Raw genomic sequence first — 13,571 nt, forward strand, 5'->3', positions numbered from 1 at the left:
TACTCTTACTCACTCACATATTTTTGAAACATATCATGGATGCCTTTATTTACTAGGTTCGAGATCTGCTCGTCAGATTTATTCGGATAACGATCACGCAATCTGATAGATGCCTTCACCATTAAATTTTCTAATACAGAACGGCCACCTTCTCCATAAATAATTTCAGCATATTTAACAAGCCTTCCATCCTCTACTGTTGCTGGATTATGATTGAAGAAAAATTTACTCATTGTCTCCACCTCTCTCTTTTGATAACGTTTACATTTATATAGATTATTTATGTTATTTATTTCACAATATTGTATGCATGTATATTTAATTAGTTTCATTATAAAGCAACATATCGATAGTAAATATGTGATTTTCCGTCCATTTTGTGAACAAACTAAAAATGAAAGCGTTTCCTTTATTATATACTAAAAAAACTTACTACGCTAGGGGCAATTTTTTCAATCTACTAATCCCTCAAAAAGCATATATTTTTTCTTTTCCCATTAAACCTTATACAATTTTCAGAAATTATATTATAAAATATATGTATGACTTAAGGAGGCCCTATATGAATCAAAATAAAAAAGCTATATTAGATCTTGTCTTTTATCTCGTAATCCCATTCCTCATTTGGAAATTTGCAAAACCTTATATCGATCCTTATTACGCGATGTTACTTTCCTCTGTTCCGGGGATTATTTATACACTGTATACCTTTAAAAAAGAAAAACAGTTTAACGTAACAGGATTCTTTATTTTAATTACACTCATTTCTAATACAACAGTAGACCTATTATCTGGATCAGCTGAACGAATGTTGTGGAACGATGCGTATTATCACATCGTACTAGGTATTATCGTTATATGTACCATTTTTATAAAAAAACCACTTATGTTATATTTCGCAGCAGATATTGCAGCACTACAAGGCCATGACCGTGATAAAAGTCGTGAACTGTATCGAGATAGTCGTATCTATCCGGCACTACAATATTTAACACTATTTTTCGGGCTACAATTCATATTAAAAAGCTTCTTAAAAATTTATTTCATCTCTGTTTTCGGTGTAGATGGCTATGGTGAAATGAGAGCAATTATGACCGCTGTTGGATGGGGCATTTCTATTTGTATCGGAATTGGATTTGTCTGGGTGAACAATAAAATACATGCCGTTACAGAAGAAAAAGAATCCGTACAGTAAATGAAAATCCCCTAGTAGTATCATACTACTAGGGGATTTTTATTTTGCTGCACATATTACGAAATCGTTAACTTGATTTTTTCCTTTTATCTTTTACGTTTCGATAAAACAAAGCAGCACTTAGCGGCATAACACCAAACCACTTATTCATAAATGGCTCTTTTTCAGCACGGCGTTGTTCTTTCTTTTGTTTACGATCTTCTTTTGGAGCATCCATATACGACACAAACTGCTGTGTCACAAAGCGAACATAATCATTAGTAGACATATTATCATCACCTCTACTTGATTAGTATGTCCACTTTTTTATTCATTAGTCTTTTCTTTTAATTCATTCATAATTTGCTTTACAGACTTATTCGTCGTATCAATATGAATATGAGCCTCTTCATAATAAGCTCGGCGCGATTCAAATTTTGCCACAAATGCCTCTATATCTTTCTTCTGAAATAGTGGACGTGTCGTATCTTCACGAAGCCTTTCTGCAATTACATGTGGATCACAATATAAATACACGACAGTTCCATTTTCCTTCATCCACTTTCGGTTTTCCTCTCGTTCAATGATGCCGCCACCAGTTGTAATAATTACATTACAACTCGGTAGTGAACGTAACATTTCACTTTCATATTCCCGAAAAGCCATTTCGCCTTCTTCAGCAAAAATATCACGAATTGCCTTCTCCTGCTTCTCTTCAATTTTTTGGTCTGTATCGACAACATCCATATGAAGTTCTTTACTTAATGCTTTTCCAATTGTTGTTTTCCCTGATCCCATATAACCGGTTATGTATATAGATTTCATGTTCTTTCCTCTCAATCATCCGTTATTATTTGTTATTATAACGAATGATTACATTATTTAATAAAAAAACGTTTTGTTCTTCTTATAAAATGAAGAACAAAACGTTTCATACACGCTTTTACTTATAAGCGCCTCTTCTTACCCACTGCGTTGCAATCCATTTCTCGCCTTTCGTTACAGGTGCCCCTCCATGTAACGTAAGCTCATTTAATGATTGGTCTTGATAAAAATACTCAAAGTATACTGCCATTCCCTTTCTAGGGTGCACAGAAAGATTTAATTTAGGGAAGAACGTTTCTCCGCCCTCTTCTACATCATTTAAGTACATGACAAGCGTACTAATACGATTATTAGCAGCTGATCTACTATGTTCTGCAAAATAATCATAGTGCGCTTTATATTGTTGATCCACTTCATAATTTAAAATGTGTAATCCTTCTCCATGCGACGCAGGAACATTCATGATAGATGAAATTCGTTTTTCAATCTTCGCAGTAAGTTCATTATCGTCCAAAAATGCACCCTTACTCGTTCGAATATCATTTACATCACGTGATGAACCAACTTTAGAACGCGCTAACTTACTTTTAGACAATTCAATTAATTCATCGCATTCTTCATCGCTTAATACATTTCCTAACACGACAATAAGAGGTTCTTCGAATTTTGAAATAATGTGTATTTCCCTATCTTCCGTCATAATCGCATTTCCTTTATGATCAAAAATAGTTTGTTCCTTATTTTCACCTATTTGATTGTTATTTGTCATTTCCCTATTCTCCCTAAAAAAATATGTTTGGATAGCTTGAATATATCACATTCTTTCTACCTTTCTCTTTTTTGAGAAAATTTAAACTTTCAATTGTTTTATTTCTCCATTTCCTATAAAAAAACAGCCTGTTTTAAAATGAGAAATTATGGTTTTTATCCGTATATTTCACAGACTATCCTTCTATCCAATCGAATATTTTTTCATCCTTTTTTCTATAGCGAAAGCTTACTTTATAGAAAACTTCCTGTTTAATTTTGCACTGCAACGACACGAGTATAACATCGTTTTCAAAGTCGTAATTTCCACTTACTTCGCCCTTTTCATATTGAAAGAAAAATGTATCTTCCTTTTCTTTTTGCTGTAAGTCTTTTTTTATACTTGTAATCGATCGATTTAGTAGTTCCTCCATTACAAACTTTTGCTCTATTTCAATATAAAATTTTTTATCTATAAGTAACATATTCGTTTCGTATATAAAGAACGAAGTTAATAATACAAGAAAAATGATTGTTCCTGGCATCGTAAATCCATCTTGTTTTCTCATATATTCATTTCCATTTCGCTATACCTTACAGCTACACCTTCATGTATTTTCCCACTCCTATCTTTCACATTTATAAAAAGCAAATGTGATGTTACTTCATACGAAACCATTCCAACATTTTGTAATATAACTTCTCTTCCGCGCATATTTACTTTTCTTATCAGATGATTATTCAATTTTTCATACGTCACTTCATCTCCAGTGCGAAGCTGGAAACGCAACAGACTATCTTTATTTTCATTGACTACTTTTTCTACAAAAGATACTTCACGAAACTCTAACTGTACTTGTCCTAAAAATACATCCCATTCCCAATTATTTAATCCTTTTGATTGGTCGTTTTCTACCCCAATAAAATTTAAACGTGGCAAGAGTAACACGAACAGTGATAACAGAAAAAAACATACGATCATTTCTATTAATGTAAACCCAACTTCTAATTTATTTTTTCTCCTGCATAAAAGCATTGTTCCACCATTCTTCCTTTCACATCTTTCCACATAGCACAAACTTCATTTCCTCCCCAATATGTGTAATATACATTTCCATTTACGATTTTTTCTTGTTGTTGTTTCGCCCCATTTTCATACATATATAAAGCCGCTTCTCTTTTTAATAATACAAATGCTTTATAACGAATTTGTATGTTTTTTCGTTCTTGCATAATCAATACTGTTTGCGGAAGTAGTAAAGACACTGCCATCATTACTATACTTAACGCTACAAGCATCTCAACCATCACTGATCCTTTTTGACATTTCACGATACGTAAATCTCCCTCTTCCAAGCTGAAATACAATCTCATATTTATAACTTCGATACGAAAGTAAAATCGTGCCACCTCTATTAATATTTCCACTCGGATTATATGTCATCGGATTTGGAAAAGTATTCAAATCAATTTGTATATCGCTATCATATTCTCTTTTAATTATAGTAAAATTCGTACTTAGCTCCCCTATATAATACATATGTCTATCTTTATGCCATCGTAATGTATAGTGTTTTTGACGATTTATCGCTAATTGTTGCATATACAAAATATCATTTGAAAACTGTCTTAAAAATTGTTCGACTTTTTGCTTTTCGTGTAATGAATGTACGTTAAAATACGTGACTATACTTAGTACAGAAATTGCAAATAGAACGAGTAGCATTTCTAAAAGAGTAAAACCTTTTTGTTTCACAGTTTCCCAGTTGTTACTGTGCCATCATTTGAAATATGAATGGATTCACCATTCGGACACTTATCAGTTGTAATATATTTTTCATCCCTTAGCTCTTTTAGCGAGGGGATTTTATTATGTTGTAATTGGTACACCTGTATTTGAGCTTCTATAGATTTCACATAGGCTTTACATCCTGTTCCTTCGACAGATGAGCGCTGTGTAACTACATTCGGAATAATTAATAGTAATAATACAGTGATGACGACCATAACTAATAACATTTCTAAAAGGGTAAATCCCTCCTCATTCTGCATGTAAACACCCCCTAAATAGAATTCATCATTTGAAACATTGGCATAATCATCGCTAAATACATAAGAACGACTATTCCTCCAATACACGTAAATAAAATTGGTTGAATGATCACTAACATACGGTTAACTTTTTGCTCCATCTTTTCCATAATAAGATCGCTATAGTCACCTAATTCAATCGCCAAATTACCATTTGCTTGTCCATGCGTAATAATATAAGAAAGTTCTTCCTCATAATATCCACTTTTAGCAATAATAGATTGCAACGGTTCTCCCGCAATTAATTGGCGTTCAATTCGGCCCGCTTCATACTGAAAGAACGGATGATATTTTTGCTCCATCATTATTGTTAGAGCCTCAAGTACTGATAGTCCACCGTATAATAAACCGCTCAATTGAGTGGCGAAATAATGTGAATGCTTTAAAATAAGAAATGTTTTTACGAGGGGGATACGAAGCTTAAATTTTACCTGCTGAATATGCGGGAGTTTCCGAAAGTACAATATATATACACTACAGCCAATCATAACGATAAAAATAGTGCTAAAAATAAGATAGGGTAGTAGCTTAATCGCACTTAATATTTGTTCTGTAAATAACGATGCTGTAGAACCGAATGAACTATATACCATATCAACCTGCGGTAATAAAATGCGGTTAAAAATCACAATCATAATTATTAAAAAGAACGCCAAAAACATAGGGTACTGCATTATTTTCATCATATCTTTCCTATACTTATCCTTTTTATAAAGAAGTGCGCTCCCTTGTTGCAATGCAAAAGAAATATCACCATGTTTCTCGGCATAAAATAAATAACTTAACATCTCCTGATGAAACTTTAATTGATGAAAAGAATCGTGTAGACTTTTTCCATCTTTTAATCCATCAATCATGTGCTGCAATTGTACTTTCTTTTCTAAAGGTAATTGAAACCGTAAAAATTCTAATGCCTGCAAAAGGGAGTATCCTTTTTCTAATAGTTCTCCTAATCGTTTTAGCAATACTACTTGATCACTTAAACTCCATATTTTCTTAAACATACACATCCTCTTCTAAAAATCCTAAAGCGTATCCTTTTCGTATCGAAGATTCTAATGTTTCGTGCTTGTATGTGACACATTCCCCATTCGCTTCTTTAATTGCTTGTTTTAACTCATATCCATATAACAACTCATAAATACTCGCTTGTCTTACTTGCCTCATTGATTTACATAAAGTTGAGCACTTTCTTTTGCAAAACGGACACTTCAATTCGACAAGTCGTTGTGCAGCTATAGCCAATAAAGATTGTTCAATTTCTTGCCTCGTTATACCAAAATCCATGAACCTGAGTATCGCCCCTTTCGCATCATTCGTATGCAGTGTCGTCATTACTAAATGTCCAGTCAAACTTGCTCTTATAGCAATTTTCGCTGTTTCTTCATCACGAATTTCACCGACTAAAATAATATCCGGATCATGACGTAAAATAGCCTTTAATCCTGCCTCATATGTGATACCTGCTTTTTCATTTATTTGAATTTGTAATACATCGTCATTTCTTTTTTCAACTGGGTCCTCCAGTGTAACGATGCGACGTGTTTTCTTTTTTCTAATTACCTCTAACAATGCATACATTGTTGTTGTCTTTCCAGAACCAGTTGGTCCAGTAAATACGAGTAACCCATGTGAATAGTGTAAAAAAGAGAGTAGTTTCTTCGCTGTACTTGGAAATAACGAAAGATGAGATAACGGCTGAATAGATGCTTGTAAATGAAGACGAATAACGAGACTTTCTTGATATACAGTTGGTAGCGTGGAAAGGCGTAAATATACTTCTTGCCCATCCATTTGTAAATACAGTGAACCATTTTGTGGCTTCCGCCTCTCCCCTATATCCATGGATGCTAAAAATTTAAAGTGTGAAACAAGTTTTTCTCCAAATTCCTTTTCGATACAATATCTCGTCATTAAATCTTTTCCTATACGCAGTTGAACCGCTACATCCTTCTTCCGGGGTACAATATGTAAATCCGAAGCTTGTACCCTGCACGCTTCTTTCAAAATCGTATTCGCAAAACTTTCAATTCCATTCATCATTTTTCCCTCCCCACTATGTATATAGCATGAAAAAATTTATAAGAAAAATCAGCATTTTTGTATTTTCACCAGAGGGAAAAGGAAAAATATGTTTGTGAAATTATGAACAATTTCCGAATTATTGTCTGAAATTACCTATATGAAAGTTTATCTGTATTATAATGTTATTATCTTGGATAAAGTGATAAAGGTGGAGATCCTCATGGAACAAGCTTTAAAAATTACAGGTGTATTATCTGACCCAACTCGTTATTACATTTATAAATATATTTCTCAAAAACATAGTTACGTAACTGTACAAGAAATTGCAGATGAGTTTGACATTCATCCAAACGTAGCGCGTTTACATTTATCTAAATTAGAAGATGTTCATATGCTGAAATCGGAAACGAAGAAAACTGGAAAAGGCGGACGACCAAGCAGATTATATGTATTATCTGAAGATGTTATCCAATTACAATTTCCATTCCGTGATTATCAATTGTTAGCAAGAATAGCATTTAATTCTTTACTTAGCCTTGGCGCTGCTGGTGAAAAAGCACTATACGAAACTGGAAAACAATTTGGAGCCGAATTAATGCAACAACATATGCTGCGTTTAAATGTGAATGAAGATGCTTTAACAGTCGAGCAAAAAGTTCAAATTGCAAAAGAAGCTTTCTCAACAGCTGGCTTATCACCGGCATTTGAATTAAGTGCAGATGGAACGAAAATTTTCTATGATGTACACAATTGTCCATTTAAAGAAGTTGCTGTTCATCACCCAACTGAAATTTGTAATATGCACGGAGATATGATGAAAGGGATTTTTGAAATCCTATTCCCTAACACGGAATTAACACGAAATGACAGTCTACTAGATGGATGTAAATCTTGTAATTATAAACTAACAATTTAATTTCTCATATAAAAAGAAGCCAATTATAATTGGCTTCTTTTTATATGAACGAATATTTACAATAGTAAGAAAAATAAACTATAATGAAGTGAGGTTTACTTTTTTTAGAAAAGGAGGGAGATGGCATGGAGCGCATGTTTCGCGTTCTCGGCTTTTGGACTGGAATTTTCTCGGTTATGTTTTACGTAGGGGATATGCATTCGACCGCACTACTATTTTTAGGACAAACAGGTTTCTTCGTACTTTTAAGCTATTTAAATTTAACAGAGCGTATGTATATATACGTATTCGGGGCATATTTGACTGTTTTCTTCATAGGATTTACATACTACACGACGTTTTTACTTGTCCCTGGGGCTGGACATTAAAAGATGGCATTTTGCCATCTTTTTTTAAATTCCGTAATTTCCTAGTTGACTTATAGGTTTTATTACCTTATATTCTATATAACAGATTGGAATTAGGGGGAATCAACATGAATACACTGCTTGTCGGAATTAACGTTGCAGTCATGCTCATCTTAGTTGGCGTATTATATTATATGCAACGTAAGCATGTATCTTTTAATAAACGTGTATTTACTGCTTTAGGAGTCGGAATTATATTCGGTCTTATATTACAATTTATTTATGAGCCAACTTCTAAAGTAATTATTGAATCAAATACTTGGTTTGGCTTGATCGGTAACGGTTATGTGAAATTACTTCAAATGATCGTTATGCCACTTATTTTAGTATCTATTATTTCAGCCTTTACAAAATTACAGTTAACGAAAAACCTTGGTAAAATTAGTGGTCTTATTATCGGTATTTTAATTCTTACTACAGGAATCGCTGCAGCTGTCGGTATCGCTGCAAGTGCTGGATTTGATGTATCAGCAACAGGCCTACAACAAGGTGATGCAGAATCTGCTCGTCTGAAGCTAGTTGAAGAAAGATTTACTTCTATTGAAAAAACAACAATTCCAGATAAATTATTAGAACTATTGCCTACAAATCCGTTTCTTGATTTAACAGGCGCTCGTCCAACATCAACAATTTCTGTTGTAATATTTGCAGCCTTTATCGGTATCGCCTTTATAGGTGTAAAACGAAAATATCCAGAACAAGCAGAACTATTTAAGAAAATGCTTGATGCTGTATATGCAATCGTAATGCGTATGGTAACATTAATTTTACGTCTTACTCCATACGGCGTATTAGCTCTTATGGCAAAAACAGTTGCTGGTAGCGATATAAATGCTATTTTAAAACTTGGTAACTTCGTGTTAGCGTCTTACGTAGCACTTATCGTAATGTTCGTTATCCACTTATTATTAATTGCTCTATCTGGTTTAAATCCAATTCAATATTTAAAAAAGGTATTCCCTGTATTAACATTTGCATTCACATCTCGCTCTAGTGCTGGTGCAATGCCATTAAATATTGAAGCGCAAAAAGAAAAGCTTGGTATTTCCGAAGGGATTGCCAACTTCGCAGCATCATTTGGAGTATCTATCGGGCAAAACGGTTGCGCAGGTATTTATCCAGCAATGCTTGCAATGATGGTCGCTCCAACGGTAGGAATCGATCCATTACAACCACAATTTATTTTAACTTTAATCGCTGTCGTTGCGATTAGCTCATTCGGTGTTGCCGGTGTTGGTGGCGGTGCAACGTTCGCAGCGTTAATCGTACTATCTACAATGAACTTACCAATCGGTATTGTCGCTCTTGTTATCTCAGTTGAACCATTAATCGATATGGGCCGTACAGCTCTTAACGTAAGTGGTTCTATGACAGCAGGTCTTATTTCTAGTAAATGGCTTGGTGAATTAGATCAAGATACGTACAATCAAGATGATACAAAAACTGGTGAAATTGCTTCATAATGAAAAGACCGCTAACAAAAACTGTTAGCGGCCTTTTTTAGTTCTTTTCATCTTTCTCTTTGTCTTTTATACATAAGGCATCACGTATAGATATAACGAAAATATACCGTTTTTCATTTTTTAATAACTATTAGTTTTAAACTAAAGACTAACTATTATTCCTCATCTGCAAACTGTAAAAACTCTTCCAAGCGCTCCTTTAACTCCTCTTCTATCTCACAATAAGATTCATCAACAAGTTCACCACTTAACTTACTTCCCCAAAGCCTTATTTGAAGCGGTACTCCTAAAAAATAATTACAACATTCCCAGATAGGAACTGTATAAAATTCAATCATCTTCCCTTCTTCATCTAATACAGCTATCGAAACGGATGAAGAATATCCTGTTTCAAAAGGATATTCTTTATCTCTGATGAGTTCTATAAATAATTCCATGTTTTTCTCTATGTACAAATGTGAATAATCTTTAAAAAGTTTAAATGATATTCTCTCTATTTCCTTCTCCATGCATTGAATTTTCTCTTTTAACTCCAATGTAAAATCTCGTTCTTTATACTTCATTTCTGTCTCCTTACAAATAGAAAAAGAGAATACAATAACATATTCTCTTCTCTCAAATATATTTCATTATCTCACAGCCCGTCCTTTTCACAAATAACCATTTTGTTCGCACCATTTATGAAATTGTCCTACGTCTACTCCAACTAACACGATATCCTTTAGGTCTACATCAATGATTTGTTCTCCAATTACAATAGCAAACTGCGATTCTAATTTTGTCTCGTCTTTCTTTACAATTCCAATTCGGTTCCGATGCGGTCCATCTTTTATATATGCTTTTTGTCCTACAATATCAAAGTTCAAGATTTTCACCTCTTTTACTGCGCTCAAATTGGAAATACGATCTCCACCTCGGAAAATTTCCTTTCATTGCACTATTTCTCTATATATATGACGAAACAATAAAAGAGTCCTTCCTTCTTTACAATTATTTTTTCTTTGTTTCATTTTTGTGATCGAAACGTAAAGTTTATAATAAAATACACTTGGAAGCGCTTTCTATGTAATTTTTTATGTTATACTATAGAAGTAGAACTTCGTAAAGAGGGTTAAAAAATGAATATAAAAACGATAAAAAAGGTAATTGAAGCATTAAAAGTATATGGCTTTCAGAATGTATCATTCTGTGACAAAACGAAGCAATTTTTATTTCATAACGAAATGGATATTATGAGCGGCTATGCAGAAATAACATATAGTAGTCAATTTGAAAAATTCAACGTACAAATTCATCCGATTGAAACACATCACCAAGCAGAGTTGCAAGAGGTTGAAAGACATATACAGGCCTGTATAAGAAAAGTGGAATATTTAAACGCACTTCTTAGCGGACAGACAAAACTAGATGACAAAATTATTATAATGTAAAAAAAGAACGTGATAGCCTCACGTTCTTTTTTTACATTATACGTTCATCTTTTCCTTCAGTTGTAATCCTGTAATGGATTGTAATACATCCATTGCTTCTCCGAATGTCATATCAAAAATTGTTTTATCTTCTATGTATGGAAACTGTCTAAAACGCTTTTCTAACATTTTCACGGCGTCCGATGTAAAGTTTGCACTATCAATTCCAAATTCTGTTTCAAGAAGAACGATCCAATCTAACACGTGAAAACCTAATCCATTTACGAATGAAATAAGTTTTTCTTCTGGCTGTGAAGATAAGAATACGCATCGTTCCATCTCACTAAAAAGTTCTTCTCCTAAAATATCAGCTAATTCCTCATCATGTTCGCGGTCAATAATTTCTTCATAACCATAATCATCAACAAGCTCCTCAACTTCTTCACTATCCTCACAAAGCAATTGACTAAGAAGTGCATCTTTCTTAAACTCACTATTTTGTACGACTTCTAAAAAGCTCGTTTCCCATCCATTTTCTAATTTCATATTATATACTCCTTTATATACGTTTCTTATCATCACTGTACCCAAAAGATCACTTTTATAACCTTTTAGACAGTTATTATTATTTCACGTGATCCATAACATAAGATGCAAATTCAGTTGCATCTCCTTCAAAAATATTTATTTCTGGCAAATGATAGAACGTTGTTTGAAGCGGGTTTCTTTCATGGTATACATATATCTTTTTCTCTAGCGCAATCGCCATTCCAAACTCTGTATGGCTCCCGTTTCCGCCATCTAATATAAGTAAAAAGACATCCGCTTCTTTTATAGCATTCTTTTCTGCCTGACCAATTTCTCTTAATTGATCTTGATTCACTGCTCTTTCGTTTCTTATCCAATCATATGTATGGTGCCATCCTGCATGTTTCAGTTCATTTGCTATAGAACGTACAAGATGTTTATTCTGGAATCCTGAGGCGACATAAAAATTCATTTATATACACTCCTTCATTATGTATGGGAAACTCCTTTTAGCGTTACTTGCTATACACATAATAAAGAACGACTTCAAAAAAAAATTCCCATCTTTAAAACTTATTTGCGTTTAAATGATGGGATTCTTCATGCTCTTCTTTTATTTTTTTCTTTTTATAACTTTCATCAGCTAACATTTCTAGTTCAGCTGTTATTTCTGATTTTTCAAGTTCTCTTTCTTGCGAAAATTTCCTTGAAATATAAACAATAACACTACCAACGTACAACACAAAGCATATAATAAGTGCAGTATTTTCATAGAGACTTAGCTCCAACACAGTCACTCCTAATCCATTCGTATTTTCACGCTTCATTAATTGGAATTTCCCTACTAATCCATTTGTTATTGTAACATAAAAACACTGTTTCTTGGAATCTTTCATCCTATTAAAAGAGGCATGATTGTTTCATCATGCCTCTGAAATATGTTGAATAATTGTTTGAATTGCTTCTTTTCCATTATATTTTTTCAATGCTGTTTTATACATCTCATTATTTTGATTTAATTCTTCGACATGCTTTATAAGAGATTTTACAGTCACATCTTCTTCATACAATACAGAAGCATATCCTTGTCTTTCAAAAGACTCTGCATTTAATATTTGATCTCCACGACTTGCAAATTTCGATAGCGGAATTAAAACCATCGGCTTTTGCAATGTTAAAAACTCAAAAATGGCATTAGAGCCCGCACGCGAAATAACAAAGTCTGTTATCGCTAATATGTCTGGCAGCTCTCCATGTATATATTCAAATTGTCTATATCCTTCTTTATTTTGTAAACTTTCATCAAGATTACCTTTTCCGCAAAGATGAACGATTTGATATTTTTTCAGAAGTTCTGGTAACGCCTCTCGAACCGTTTCATTAATTTTCTTTGCGCCCAAACTTCCTCCCATGATTGTAATAACTGGCTTTTTATGTGAAAAACCTAAAAACGCTAAACCTTTTTCACGATTTCCCTTTAGCACTTCTTCACGTACAGGAGATCCTGTATAAATTACTTTTTCTTTCGGTAAATGTTTCGCAGCTTCTTCAAATGTAACAAATATTTTCGAAGCAAAACGGAGCGCAATTTTATTTGCTAGTCCTGGCGTCATATCAGATTCATGTAATAAAACAGGGACTCTATTTAGCCATCCTCCAATTACGACTGGTACAGATACGAAACCACCTTTTGAAAAAATCACATCCGGTTTTAGTTTTCGGATCCTTACATACGCATCCATAACACCCTTCATTACAAGAAAAGGATCTTTTATATTTTTCAAATCAAAATAACGACGTAGCTTTCCGCTTGCAATACTATAGTACGGAATGCCTTCCTTTTCTATAATCGTTTTCTCAATTCCTTGATGAGAACCGATATAAGAAATATCCCAATTCTGTTCTTGTAAATGTGGAATGATGGCTAAATTAGGTGTTACATGCCCTGCCGAACCGCCACCTGTAAAGACTATTTTCTTCATACGT

The 13,571-nt window shown here is 33.5% G+C and carries 23 protein-coding genes; 6 read left to right on the top strand and 17 right to left on the bottom strand.

Annotated features, from left to right (window positions below):
- Nucleotides 1–5 precede the first annotated feature (5 nt).
- Nucleotides 6–233 carry a hypothetical protein gene (locus MR115_RS05720; RefSeq protein WP_000032702.1) on the bottom strand — a complete coding sequence of 76 codons (228 nt, stop codon included), beginning with the start codon at nt 231–233 and terminating at the stop codon, nt 6–8.
- A 73-nt stretch (nt 234–306) separates the two neighbouring features.
- On the opposite strand from MR115_RS05720, the gene MR115_RS05725 reads away from it, so the two are divergent.
- Together MR115_RS05725 and MR115_RS05730 are read left to right on the top strand one after the other, a co-directional pair.
- Nucleotides 307–423 carry a hypothetical protein gene (locus MR115_RS05725; RefSeq protein WP_003279814.1) on the top strand — a complete coding sequence of 39 codons (117 nt, stop codon included), beginning with the start codon at nt 307–309 and terminating at the stop codon, nt 421–423.
- A 139-nt stretch (nt 424–562) separates the two neighbouring features.
- Nucleotides 563–1,195, top strand: coding sequence for a VC0807 family protein (locus tag MR115_RS05730; RefSeq protein WP_001073110.1), 633 nt, complete (start codon nt 563–565; stop codon nt 1,193–1,195).
- A 67-nt stretch (nt 1,196–1,262) separates the two neighbouring features.
- On the opposite strand, the gene MR115_RS05735 is transcribed toward MR115_RS05730, so the two are convergent.
- The 10 genes from MR115_RS05735 to comGA form a co-directional block, all read right to left on the bottom strand.
- On the bottom strand, nt 1,263–1,463 hold the full coding sequence (locus MR115_RS05735; RefSeq protein WP_000106080.1) for a YqzE family protein: 201 nt from the start codon (nt 1,461–1,463) through the stop codon (nt 1,263–1,265).
- A gap of 38 nt (nt 1,464–1,501) precedes the next feature.
- A complete protein-coding gene (locus tag MR115_RS05740) occupies nt 1,502–1,999 on the bottom strand; it encodes a shikimate kinase (RefSeq protein WP_242240395.1) in 498 nt (165 codons plus the stop codon).
- A 118-nt stretch (nt 2,000–2,117) separates the two neighbouring features.
- Nucleotides 2,118–2,768, bottom strand: a complete 651-nt coding sequence (locus MR115_RS05745) for a 2OG-Fe(II) oxygenase (RefSeq protein WP_242240398.1) — start codon at nt 2,766–2,768, stop codon at nt 2,118–2,120.
- A gap of 175 nt (nt 2,769–2,943) precedes the next feature.
- Entirely contained in the window at nt 2,944–3,315 is a 372-nt protein-coding gene (gene comGG / locus MR115_RS05750; protein ID WP_242240401.1) for a competence type IV pilus minor pilin ComGG, read from the bottom strand.
- Nucleotides 3,312–3,782 carry a competence type IV pilus minor pilin ComGF gene (gene comGF, locus MR115_RS05755; protein ID WP_242240404.1) on the bottom strand — a complete coding sequence of 157 codons (471 nt, stop codon included), beginning with the start codon at nt 3,780–3,782 and terminating at the stop codon, nt 3,312–3,314. Before comGF ends, comGG begins: the two co-directional genes overlap by 4 nt.
- Nucleotides 3,752–4,054, bottom strand: coding sequence for a competence type IV pilus minor pilin ComGE (comGE, locus tag MR115_RS05760; protein ID WP_242240623.1), 303 nt, complete (start codon nt 4,052–4,054; stop codon nt 3,752–3,754). Before comGE ends, comGF begins: the two co-directional genes overlap by 31 nt.
- A complete protein-coding gene (gene comGD / locus MR115_RS05765) occupies nt 4,047–4,502 on the bottom strand; it encodes a comG operon protein ComGD (protein ID WP_242240406.1) in 456 nt (151 codons plus the stop codon). Before comGD ends, comGE begins: the two co-directional genes overlap by 8 nt.
- Nucleotides 4,499–4,798 carry a competence type IV pilus major pilin ComGC gene (gene comGC / locus MR115_RS05770; RefSeq protein ID WP_242240408.1) on the bottom strand — a complete coding sequence of 100 codons (300 nt, stop codon included), beginning with the start codon at nt 4,796–4,798 and terminating at the stop codon, nt 4,499–4,501. The genes comGD and comGC overlap by 4 nt, the downstream gene beginning before the upstream one ends.
- 11 nt (nt 4,799–4,809) lie before the next feature.
- Nucleotides 4,810–5,841, bottom strand: coding sequence for a competence type IV pilus assembly protein ComGB (comGB, locus tag MR115_RS05775; protein WP_242240411.1), 1,032 nt, complete (start codon nt 5,839–5,841; stop codon nt 4,810–4,812).
- Nucleotides 5,834–6,877 carry a competence protein ComGA gene (gene comGA, locus MR115_RS05780; protein ID WP_061677380.1) on the bottom strand — a complete coding sequence of 348 codons (1,044 nt, stop codon included), beginning with the start codon at nt 6,875–6,877 and terminating at the stop codon, nt 5,834–5,836. The genes comGB and comGA overlap by 8 nt, the downstream gene beginning before the upstream one ends.
- Before the next feature lie 205 nt (nt 6,878–7,082).
- Between comGA and MR115_RS05785 the strand changes: the two genes are divergently transcribed.
- From MR115_RS05785 to MR115_RS05795, 3 genes are all read left to right on the top strand, one after another.
- Entirely contained in the window at nt 7,083–7,778 is a 696-nt protein-coding gene (locus tag MR115_RS05785; protein ID WP_061677379.1) for a helix-turn-helix transcriptional regulator, read from the top strand.
- Nucleotides 7,779–7,903: 125 nt separating this feature from the next.
- Nucleotides 7,904–8,146 (top strand): DUF2626 domain-containing protein, encoded by a 243-nt coding sequence (locus tag MR115_RS05790; protein WP_000440714.1) that lies wholly within the window; start codon nt 7,904–7,906, stop codon nt 8,144–8,146.
- Between the two features lie 107 nt (nt 8,147–8,253).
- Complete coding sequence (locus MR115_RS05795) at nt 8,254–9,648, top strand: L-cystine transporter (RefSeq protein ID WP_001094339.1); 1,395 nt, start codon at nt 8,254–8,256, stop codon at nt 9,646–9,648.
- Between the two features lie 155 nt (nt 9,649–9,803).
- Here the strand turns inward: MR115_RS05795 and MR115_RS05800 are convergent, their stop codons facing one another.
- Both MR115_RS05800 and MR115_RS05805 read right to left on the bottom strand, forming a co-directional pair.
- Nucleotides 9,804–10,211, bottom strand: coding sequence for a hypothetical protein (locus MR115_RS05800; protein WP_061677378.1), 408 nt, complete (start codon nt 10,209–10,211; stop codon nt 9,804–9,806).
- Between the two features lie 87 nt (nt 10,212–10,298).
- On the bottom strand, nt 10,299–10,514 hold the full coding sequence (locus tag MR115_RS05805; protein WP_071721146.1) for a DUF3912 family protein: 216 nt from the start codon (nt 10,512–10,514) through the stop codon (nt 10,299–10,301).
- Between the two features lie 252 nt (nt 10,515–10,766).
- Between MR115_RS05805 and MR115_RS05810 the strand changes: the two genes are divergently transcribed.
- The gene (locus tag MR115_RS05810; RefSeq protein WP_242240413.1) at nt 10,767–11,078 is read left to right on the top strand and encodes a hypothetical protein; all 312 of its coding nucleotides are present in this window, start codon (nt 10,767–10,769) and stop codon (nt 11,076–11,078) included.
- 36 nt (nt 11,079–11,114) lie between these two features.
- Here the strand turns inward: MR115_RS05810 and MR115_RS05815 are convergent, their stop codons facing one another.
- From MR115_RS05815 to murG, 4 genes are all read right to left on the bottom strand, one after another.
- The gene (locus MR115_RS05815; protein WP_061677376.1) at nt 11,115–11,603 is read right to left on the bottom strand and encodes a hypothetical protein; all 489 of its coding nucleotides are present in this window, start codon (nt 11,601–11,603) and stop codon (nt 11,115–11,117) included.
- Nucleotides 11,604–11,682: 79 nt separating this feature from the next.
- Nucleotides 11,683–12,057 (bottom strand): nucleoside 2-deoxyribosyltransferase, encoded by a 375-nt coding sequence (locus MR115_RS05820; protein ID WP_242240415.1) that lies wholly within the window; start codon nt 12,055–12,057, stop codon nt 11,683–11,685.
- Between the two features lie 94 nt (nt 12,058–12,151).
- Nucleotides 12,152–12,412: a DUF3966 domain-containing protein gene (locus tag MR115_RS05825; RefSeq protein ID WP_000817963.1), complete on the bottom strand. Its 261-nt coding sequence runs from the start codon at nt 12,410–12,412 to the stop codon at nt 12,152–12,154.
- A gap of 96 nt (nt 12,413–12,508) precedes the next feature.
- Nucleotides 12,509–13,567, bottom strand: coding sequence for an undecaprenyldiphospho-muramoylpentapeptide beta-N-acetylglucosaminyltransferase (murG, locus tag MR115_RS05830; protein WP_242240418.1), 1,059 nt, complete (start codon nt 13,565–13,567; stop codon nt 12,509–12,511).
- Nucleotides 13,568–13,571 lie beyond the last annotated feature (4 nt).

This window comes from Bacillus cereus group sp. BfR-BA-01309 (assembly GCF_022664315.1).
Taxonomy (GTDB): Bacteria; Bacillota; Bacilli; order Bacillales; family Bacillaceae_G; genus Bacillus_A; species Bacillus_A mobilis.

Excerpts from the sequence above, each read along its gene's own strand:
- comGG (WP_242240401.1), bottom strand. The coding sequence starts at position 3,315 with ATGAGAAAACAAGATGGATTTACGATGCCAGGAACAATCATTTTTCTT.
- comGF (WP_242240404.1), bottom strand. The coding sequence starts at position 3,782 with ATGCTTTTATGCAGGAGAAAAAATAAATTAGAAGTTGGGTTTACATTA.
- MR115_RS05800 (WP_061677378.1), bottom strand. The coding sequence starts at position 10,211 with ATGAAGTATAAAGAACGAGATTTTACATTGGAGTTAAAAGAGAAAATT.
- comGB (WP_242240411.1), bottom strand. The coding sequence starts at position 5,841 with ATGTTTAAGAAAATATGGAGTTTAAGTGATCAAGTAGTATTGCTAAAA.
- MR115_RS05820 (WP_242240415.1), bottom strand. The coding sequence starts at position 12,057 with ATGAATTTTTATGTCGCCTCAGGATTCCAGAATAAACATCTTGTACGT.
- comGC (WP_242240408.1), bottom strand. The coding sequence starts at position 4,798 with ATGCAGAATGAGGAGGGATTTACCCTTTTAGAAATGTTATTAGTTATG.
- MR115_RS05720 (WP_000032702.1), bottom strand. The coding sequence starts at position 233 with ATGAGTAAATTTTTCTTCAATCATAATCCAGCAACAGTAGAGGATGGA.
- comGE (WP_242240623.1), bottom strand. The coding sequence starts at position 4,054 with ATGGTTGAGATGCTTGTAGCGTTAAGTATAGTAATGATGGCAGTGTCT.
- MR115_RS05745 (WP_242240398.1), bottom strand. The coding sequence starts at position 2,768 with ATGACAAATAACAATCAAATAGGTGAAAATAAGGAACAAACTATTTTT.
- MR115_RS05795 (WP_001094339.1), top strand. The coding sequence starts at position 8,254 with ATGAATACACTGCTTGTCGGAATTAACGTTGCAGTCATGCTCATCTTA.
- MR115_RS05825 (WP_000817963.1), bottom strand. The coding sequence starts at position 12,412 with ATGAAGCGTGAAAATACGAATGGATTAGGAGTGACTGTGTTGGAGCTA.
- MR115_RS05740 (WP_242240395.1), bottom strand. The coding sequence starts at position 1,999 with ATGAAATCTATATACATAACCGGTTATATGGGATCAGGGAAAACAACA.
- comGA (WP_061677380.1), bottom strand. The coding sequence starts at position 6,877 with ATGAATGGAATTGAAAGTTTTGCGAATACGATTTTGAAAGAAGCGTGC.
- MR115_RS05725 (WP_003279814.1), top strand. The coding sequence starts at position 307 with ATGCATGTATATTTAATTAGTTTCATTATAAAGCAACATATCGATAGT.
- MR115_RS05730 (WP_001073110.1), top strand. The coding sequence starts at position 563 with ATGAATCAAAATAAAAAAGCTATATTAGATCTTGTCTTTTATCTCGTA.
- MR115_RS05785 (WP_061677379.1), top strand. The coding sequence starts at position 7,083 with ATGGAACAAGCTTTAAAAATTACAGGTGTATTATCTGACCCAACTCGT.
- MR115_RS05810 (WP_242240413.1), top strand. The coding sequence starts at position 10,767 with ATGAATATAAAAACGATAAAAAAGGTAATTGAAGCATTAAAAGTATAT.
- MR115_RS05735 (WP_000106080.1), bottom strand. The coding sequence starts at position 1,463 with ATGTCTACTAATGATTATGTTCGCTTTGTGACACAGCAGTTTGTGTCG.
- MR115_RS05790 (WP_000440714.1), top strand. The coding sequence starts at position 7,904 with ATGGAGCGCATGTTTCGCGTTCTCGGCTTTTGGACTGGAATTTTCTCG.
- murG (WP_242240418.1), bottom strand. The coding sequence starts at position 13,567 with ATGAAGAAAATAGTCTTTACAGGTGGCGGTTCGGCAGGGCATGTAACA.
- MR115_RS05815 (WP_061677376.1), bottom strand. The coding sequence starts at position 11,603 with ATGAAATTAGAAAATGGATGGGAAACGAGCTTTTTAGAAGTCGTACAA.